This is a genomic window from Streptomyces sp. SPB074 (assembly GCF_000154905.1).
GTDB lineage: Bacteria > Actinomycetota > Actinomycetes > Streptomycetales > Streptomycetaceae > Streptomyces.
Map to the genome: position 1 here is coordinate 4,065,764 of NZ_GG770539.1, position 7,285 is coordinate 4,073,048.

Here is a 7,285-nt window from a genome sequence, read left to right on the forward strand (position 1 = left end):
AGCCCGTCTGGGGCCGTCCCGAGCAGCAGGACTACCGGGCCCGTATCCGCGGGACGCTCCTCGGCGCCGCCCTCGGTGACGCGCTCGGGGCACCGCTGGACGCGGCCGGGGGAGAGGCGTTCTGGGCGGACGGGCCCGGCGAACTGCTCACTGTGCCCGGCGGCGGGCGCGCCGGGACCGTCACCGCGCACACCCAGCTCGCGCTCTTCACCACCGAGGGCCTCATCCGCGCGCAGGTACGGCGCGACACCGGCGCCTGGCACCCGCCCACCGACCTGCACGCCGCCTACCGCCGCTGGTACGCGACGCAGCACGAGTGGGGGCCCGACGAACGCCGTACGGCCGATGGCTGGCTCGCCCGCGAGGAATGGCTCTACGCCCGCCGCGCCCCCGACCGCGACAGCCTCGTCGCCCTCGGCGACGCGAGCCCGGGGACCCTCGACCGGCCCCGCAACCCGCGCGCCCTGAGCCTCGCCCCCGCCACCCGCTCCACCCCGCTCGGGCTGCTCAGCGGCTGGGACCCGGCCCTGGTCCTCCAACTCGCCCTGGAATGCGCCGTGCAGACCCACGGCCACCCCCTTACGCGCCTCACCGCGGGCGCCCACGCCCTCCTCGTCCACGCCCTGACCCGGGGCGCGGGCCCCGAGGACGCCGTACGGGACGCGCTGCCGCTCCTCGCCCGCCACCCCGGGCACGAGCCCGTCACCGGGGCGCTGGCCGCCGCGCTCGACGCGGTACGCGCGGGAACCCCCGGCCGCGCCCGCGCCGCCGCCCTGCTCGGCGACGGCTCGCCCGCGCACGCGCTCGCGCTCGCCTTGTGGGCCGCCGCCGTCGCCCCCGACGTCCGGACCGGCCTGCTCCTCGCCGTGGGCCACGGCCCGCACTCGGCCGCGCGCGGCGCCCTGGCCGGCGCCCTCCTCGGCGCCGCGCACGGCGACACGGCGCTGCCCCCCGACTGGCTCCCCGCCCTCGAAGGACGCGCGAGCCTCCTCGCCCTCGCCGAGGACTTCGCCCTGGAGATGACCCAGGGCCCCGCGCTCCACGCCCCGGACCGCGCGGCCCTCGCCTGGCTGGAGCGCTACCCCCGCGAACTCTGAGGCCCACGAGGGGAGTCGGGGGGGGGCAGGGGCAGGGGTAGGCGGAGGCGGAGACAGGCGGTCGCGGGCCCGCGCGGACATGCGTGAGCCCCCTCGGCCAGGACGGCGGACCGGTCGAGAGGGCTCCTGCCGCCTCGCCCCGCCCGGGGACGGGTCGGCAAGCGGCTGCGCGGGGGTGCGGGCGCCGGTGGCGCGGGCGTGATCAGACGCCCGCGACGCGGACGACAGCCGTGACGAAAGCGCCCCACGAGGCCGCCGGGAAACCCAGCTCGGGCCCCGCGGAGACCTTGGAGTCCCGCACCGCGATCGCGGCGGAGACGGGCGACTTGACCTCGACGCAGGCGCCATTACCGGTCGAGTACGAGGACTTGACCCATTCGTTGGTGCGACCGTGCTGAATAGCCATGAGAAATGCTCCGGTTGTACGAGTTGGTGGCGACGCTCCCGCCGGGACGGCCGACGGACGCCGGGACGCCCCCTGACGTGCCTGTTCGGGACGCATCAGCTGGCGTGAACGACGCTACCCGCCACCCGCCGCGCCGAAAGCGGTCGTTCACCCGACCGGATGGCATATTCCAGAGGTGCCTACCGCGAGAGCGGCAAAGGGTGTACCGTTCGGCGCCACGCGAACACCTCGCCCCTGGGGCAAGAAGATCAACTCACCCCGGCGGGAGCCTCTTCGGCTCTCATTCCCCACTCGCCCCGTACAACTCGTGCGCCACGCGCGTGATGAAGTCGCGGCTCACGTCGGGGTTGAGCGCCATCGCCCGCAGGTGCTCGTACATGACGCTGTACTGCTCGACCTCCGTCGCCTTCTCCAGGTAGAGGTCGCTGACGACGCCCTCGATGTAGACCACGCTGGAGTCCGCCGTGTCCGGGAACTCCAGTACCGCGTACTGCCCGTTGAGCCCCGGGTGCGCGCCCACCTCGAAGGGGATCACCTGCACCGTGACGTGCGGCAGGTGGGACATCTTCACGAGGTGCTCCAGCTGGCCCCGCATGACGTCCTCGTCCCCGACCCGGCGGCGCAGCGTGGCCTCGTCGATGACGGCCCACAGGCGCAGCGGCTTCTCGGCGTTGACGTCCCTGACCCGGTCCTGGCGCGCCATCCGCACCCGGACCCGCTTCTCGATGTCGGCGGCGGCCGTCTCGGGCAGTGCCCCCGTGACGAGCGCGTGCGCGTACTCGGGGGTCTGGAGCAGCCCCGGCACCACCTGCGGGTCGTAGATCCGCAGACTCGCCGCGTCCGTCTCCAGGCCGATGTAGATGGAGTACGGGATGTCGCCGAAGGTGTGCCACCAGCCCTGCTGCCGCGAGTCCTTGGCCATCTGCATGAGCGAGTCCACGATCCGCAGGTCCTCGACCTCGTAGACCCCGCACAGGTCGCGGACATCGCGCTGGCTGATGCTGCGCCGCCCGTTCTCCAGGCGGCTGATCTTCGACTGCGAGACGAGCAGGCGCTCCGCGACCTCCTCGGCCGTCATGTTCCGGGCCTCGCGCAGCTTGCGCAGCTCCTGGCCCAGTCGCCGACGCCTGACGGTGGGGTTGACATTGGACGCCACGGCAGCGCACCTCCGGCTCGCGTTCTTCACCGCCCCGCCCGGGGCGGCGCGTGTCTGCTGCTCAGCAGGGTGCCACCGACACGCCGTACCCGGGCGCCAAACAGTCGAGTTGAGCCAAATCAGCGAAAGCGCAGTACGAAACGGCGCCCGAGGGTGTAAAGGGGCGCCGGGGTGGTACGGGGCCGCGCGCGGCCTGAGCGCGCGCACGGGTACGGGGCGTCCCGCGCCGTCGACCGCCCGGCCGGGTCCGCCCCGTACCCGTGAAGCGCGCGTCACCCTCCGCCGAGGGTGACGCCGGCCGGGGGCCTCAGCCCGCCGCCGTGCTCACCGTCGCCGCCCGCTGCGGCTGGGAGGGCACGCGTCCCGGTGCCTGCCCGCGCCGTACCGGCGCCGCGACCCCGTTCTGCACGTCCATGACCGCGTGCGCCACGAGCCCGCCCATCGGGTCGTGCCGGATCAGGTCCCGCAGCCGGGAGCGCGAGGAGCGCCCCTCGTTGCCGGGGTAGAGGTGCTTGCCGAGGCCCACCGCGTGCGCGAGGGCCGCGAGCGCGGCCGTGCGCGGGTCCGGTGGGACGCCGGTGCGGATCGCCGTGTCGAGCCGGGACCTGATCTCCCTGCTCGTCGACGTCTCCGCGGCCTGGTAGCGCGTCGTCGGCAGCACCCCGCACATCTGGCCCGCGACGGCGGTGACCATGCCGATGCGCTCCAGGTGCGAGAGATACGTCTGACGCAGCCCGAGACGTGGCCCACCGATCCAGTGGACCGCGCGCACCGGGGCGCCACGCCTGCGCAACAGCTCAAGCGCGTGGTCCAGGGTCGGATCACCGGTCGGCCGCGGTACGACCACGGCGATCCGGTCCCCGTCCGGGGCTATCCGTCCGGCCAGCGCCAGCTCGACGAGCTGCGCTCCGGCCAGACCGAGGTCGAGCGACTGCGGCTGCGCTGTGGTACCCGTGGCCGGGTCCAGAGCGAGCAGCAGAAGCTCCTCCGGAAGTGTTCTGCGGCTCTTGCCCATCCATGCCTCCCCGCGTGGATGTCTGACAGGGTGACCCCTCTCACATTGGTCTGTCGAGGGTGCCTGACCCTTACGGCAGGGAATGCGTGCACATGTCGTTCCTGTCCCGAGCCCGAGTCGCGGCCGTGCCAAGGACACTGGTAGAGGTTCGGCAGCACGACCGGTTCGCGTGCGTGCGCGCACGGCTTACGGAGGAGGCATCGGTGGCGGGCGAGTCCCCCGACAGGGCACAGGAGCACGACTCATCGGAGGAGAGTGCCCGGACACGTACGACGGGAACGGGGGGAGGCGTCCCCGTCTCGCGCCCCGACGACCGGCTGCGCGCGGCGGTCGCGCAATGGGTCAGCACGGCCGACGAGACGGAGGAACCGGAGGTACGGGCCGGGGAGACGCCCGCACCGGGCGGGGAGACGCCCGCACGGACCGGGGAGACGCCCGCACGGACCGGGGAGACGCCCGCACCGGGCGGGGAGACGCCCGCACGGACCGGGGAGACGCCCGCACGGACCGGGGAGACGCCCGTACGGGCCGACGGGTCCGCCGTACGGGCCCGGGAGCCCGACGTACGGGCTGAGAAGCCCGCCGCCGGGCCGGAGGAGCCCGCCGGGCCCGCGGGCCCTTCGTGGGCGCGGGACGCCGAGGAGGACGCCGGTACGGAGCCGGAGGGTACGGAGGCCGGGGAGGCGCCCGCACGGGACGCCGCGACCGTTCCCGCCCAGGCCGAGGAGACCCCCGTACCCGCACCCGAGGAGTCCCCGGCGGCGCGGACGGCCGAGGCACCCGCCGAGCGGCCGGACACGCCGGGTGAGGCCGAGGAGGCCGAGGAGCCGGACGAGCCGGCCGCTTCCGACGAGACCGCCGACTCGGACGAGACCGCCGAGCCCGTCGAGCCGGAGACGCCCGCCGAGCGACCGGGCGGCCCCGGGCCGGAGCGCGACGCCGAGCCGGACGCCGAGCCGGAACCCCGGGCGGAGCCGAAGCCCGATCCCGCCGCCGAGCCCACCCCGGCGCCGACCCCGGCCCCCGCCGCCGAGCCCGCGCCTGCCCCCGCTCCCCTCCCCGCCTCCGCGACCCGTGGTCTCTCGCTCCACAAGGTCGACACTCCCACCACCTCGCTCTCCGTCTTCGGCGTCGTGCGCCCCGCCGCCGACCACGCCACGACCGCCCTGAAACTCCCCGTGGCCGAGGCCCCGAGCTCGAAGCTGAGCGACGCCCCCGGGAAGGCCGAGGAGCGGCCCCGGAGCGCCGGGGCCAGCGCGTCCCCCGCGCCCGCCGGTCCGCTCCCCGAGGAGGAGCCCCCCGCCGAGCGCGCGAGCACGTTCGTCCCCTTGCGCCCCCTCGACGACGCGCGCCCCGCCGCCCTGCGCCCGAAGGACCCCCGCACCACCGGGACCCGTACCGGGGCCGACGGCGCGGAAGACGGCGCGGACGCGGACAAGGGCGCGCGCAAGACCCCCGGCGGGACGCCGGACACGGGCTCCGGAGCGACCCCGGGCCCGTCCGCACCGGGCGGCCCGCGCGAGGCCGCCCCGGAGAAGGCCCCCGGCAAGGGTGGCAAGCCCCCGAAGCCGGACGCCCGGGCCACGAAGCCCGCGGACCCCGCCGCCGGCGCCCCCGCCACGTCGTCCCCCTGGACCTCCGCGAGGACGACCACGAGGACCACGACCTTCGGCGCCGGGTACACCGCGTCCCAGCCGGACAACGCCGCGACCGGTTCCACCCCCACGTCCAGCAGCCCCGCGACGCCCGCCTCGATCACCGCCGAGATCCCGGCCGGGACTGCCGTGGGCGCCGAGGAGACCCGGCAGCAGCCGCTGCCGCCCAAGGCGCCGCTCGACCTGCTCGCCGAGCTGACCAACAGGCCGCCGCCGCCCGAGACCCCGATGCGCACGGTCGTGCGGCGGTTCAAGATCTGGACGCCGCTCGTCCTGCTCGTCGTCCTCGTCCTCGGTGTCGTGCAGGCCGTGCGCCCGCTGCCGCAGCCCACGCTCTCGCTCACCGCCGCGACCACGTACCGCTTCTCCGGCAAGGCGGCCCCCATGCCGTGGCCGAAGAGCGGGCAGGCCGCGATGGACGTCGACGGGCTCGGCAGCTTCGGCTCCTCGGGCGCCCAGAAGCCGGTACCGATCGCGAGCGTCGCGAAGGTCATGACCGCCTACCTCGTCCTGCGCGACCACCCGGTCAAGAAGGGCACCGACGGCGCGAGCATCACCATGGACCAGAAGGCCGAGGACGACGCCGGGCTGTCCGCGCAGAACGAGTCGACCGTCCCCGTGCACGCGGGCCAGAAGCTCTCGCAGCGGGAGGCGATCGAGGCGATCATGCTCGCCTCGGCGAACAACATCGCCCGCCAGCTCGCCCGCTGGGACGCCGGTTCCGAGAAGGAATTCGTCACGAAGATGAACGAGGCCGCCAACGACCTGGGCATGAGGAACACGACCTACACCGACCCCTCGGGCCTGAACAAGACGACGGTCTCGACCGCCGAGGACCAGGTGCGGCTCGGCAAGGTCGCGATGAAGGACCCGCTCTTCCGCGAGGTCGTGCGGATGCCCTCGTACGAGGACAGCAACGGCACGACGCAGACGAACTGGAACCGGCTCGTCCCGATGAACAACACCGTCGGCATCAAGACCGGCACCACGACGGCGGCCGGCGGCAACCTGTTGTACGCGGCGACGAAGGAGGTCGGCGGCACGACGCGGACCATCGTCGGCGCCGTGCTCGCCCAGCCGCCCGCCCCCGAGGACAACTCGATCCTCACCGGCGCGCTCAACGCGGGCAAGGCGCTCATCGAGGCCGCGCAGGGCACGCTCGTCGCCGAAAAGGTCGTGAAGAAGGGCGACGTCGTCGGTACTGTCGACGACGGCCTCGGCGGCACGACGCCCGTCGTCGCCGCGAAGGACCTCACGGCGGTCGGCTGGCCCGGGCTGACGGTACGGCTCGGGCTCGTGGACGACGGCACCGCGCCGCCGCACGAGGCGGCGGCCGGGACGAAGGTCGGCGTGCTGCGCGCCGGGGACGGCACGAGCAGCGCGGTCGAGGTGCCGGTCGTCCTCGGCTCGGCGCTCAGCGAACCGGGCCTCGGCACGAAGCTCACCCGGCTCGGGTGAGCGAGGCCGGCCGCGCGCCCGGCGGCCCGGCGGCCCGGGAAACCGGACCGGGTCCCGGGCGGGGCGGACCGGGTCTCCGGCGGAGCGCGCAGCGTGTCCACGCGCGTCTGACCGGGTGCGTACGCGCGTCTTACCGGGGGTGAGCGCGTGGGCTACCGGGGGTGAGGGCCTCCTCGCCCCCGGTCACCGGGCGCGTGCTAGCGTCACCGGATCGGGGCAGAACGGACAGGCGGTCGCGAAGTCCACCCGGCAGGACCGGGAGCGGCCGGCACGGGGTTGGGAGGGCCTTCGGTGGCCACTGCGGAGCCGACGCGAGCGGACGGCGTGAACGGTGCGCGCCGCGTTGCGCGCTCCCCGTATACGGATGTCGATTTTTTTTTTTTTTTTTTTTTTTTTTCCTCCTTTTTTTTTTTTTTTTTTTTTTTTTTTTTTTTTTTTTTTTTTTTTTTTTTTTTTTTTTTTTTTTTTTTTTTTTTTTTTTTTTTTTTTTTTTTTTTT

The 7,285-nt window shown here is 73.7% G+C and carries 6 protein-coding genes; 3 read left to right on the forward strand and 3 right to left on the reverse strand.

Translation table 11 applies throughout. The features are described 5' to 3' along the window. Window positions 1–1,097, forward strand: a 1,097-nt coding sequence (locus SSBG_RS16915) for an ADP-ribosylglycohydrolase family protein (protein ID WP_008747311.1), incomplete at its 5' end; no start/stop codon positions are given. A 202-nt stretch (window positions 1,098–1,299) separates the two neighbouring features. On the opposite strand, the gene SSBG_RS16920 is transcribed toward SSBG_RS16915, so the two are convergent. The 3 genes from SSBG_RS16920 to SSBG_RS16930 all read right to left on the reverse strand — a co-directional run bounded on the left by SSBG_RS16920 (window position 1,300) and on the right by SSBG_RS16930 (window position 3,674). After that, complete coding sequence (locus SSBG_RS16920) at window positions 1,300–1,503, reverse strand: DUF397 domain-containing protein (protein WP_008747312.1); 204 nt, start codon at window positions 1,501–1,503, stop codon at window positions 1,300–1,302. 280 nt (window positions 1,504–1,783) lie between these two features. Beyond that, a complete protein-coding gene (locus SSBG_RS16925; protein WP_008747313.1) occupies window positions 1,784–2,659 on the reverse strand; it encodes a helix-turn-helix domain-containing protein in 876 nt (291 codons plus the stop codon). 307 nt (window positions 2,660–2,966) lie between these two features. Then, window positions 2,967–3,674: a GOLPH3/VPS74 family protein gene (locus SSBG_RS16930; protein WP_008747314.1), complete on the reverse strand. Its 708-nt coding sequence runs from the start codon at window positions 3,672–3,674 to the stop codon at window positions 2,967–2,969. Window positions 3,675–3,733: 59 nt separating this feature from the next. Between SSBG_RS16930 and SSBG_RS16935 the strand changes: the two genes are divergently transcribed. Together SSBG_RS16935 and SSBG_RS33295 are read left to right on the forward strand one after the other, a co-directional pair. Beyond that, window positions 3,734–6,787, forward strand: coding sequence for a D-alanyl-D-alanine carboxypeptidase (locus SSBG_RS16935; RefSeq protein WP_008747315.1), 3,054 nt, complete (start codon window positions 3,734–3,736; stop codon window positions 6,785–6,787). 291 nt (window positions 6,788–7,078) lie between these two features. Further along, window positions 7,079–7,285: hypothetical protein (locus SSBG_RS33295; RefSeq protein WP_199781377.1), on the forward strand; the 207-nt coding region annotated here is incomplete at its 3' end.

What these genes read in the sequence shown, in the direction of transcription:
- SSBG_RS16920 (WP_008747312.1), bottom strand. Translation starts at nt 1,503, where the DNA reads ATGGCTATTCAGCACGGTCGCACCAACGAATGGGTCAAGTCCTCGTAC.
- SSBG_RS16930 (WP_008747314.1), bottom strand. Translation starts at nt 3,674, where the DNA reads ATGGGCAAGAGCCGCAGAACACTTCCGGAGGAGCTTCTGCTGCTCGCT.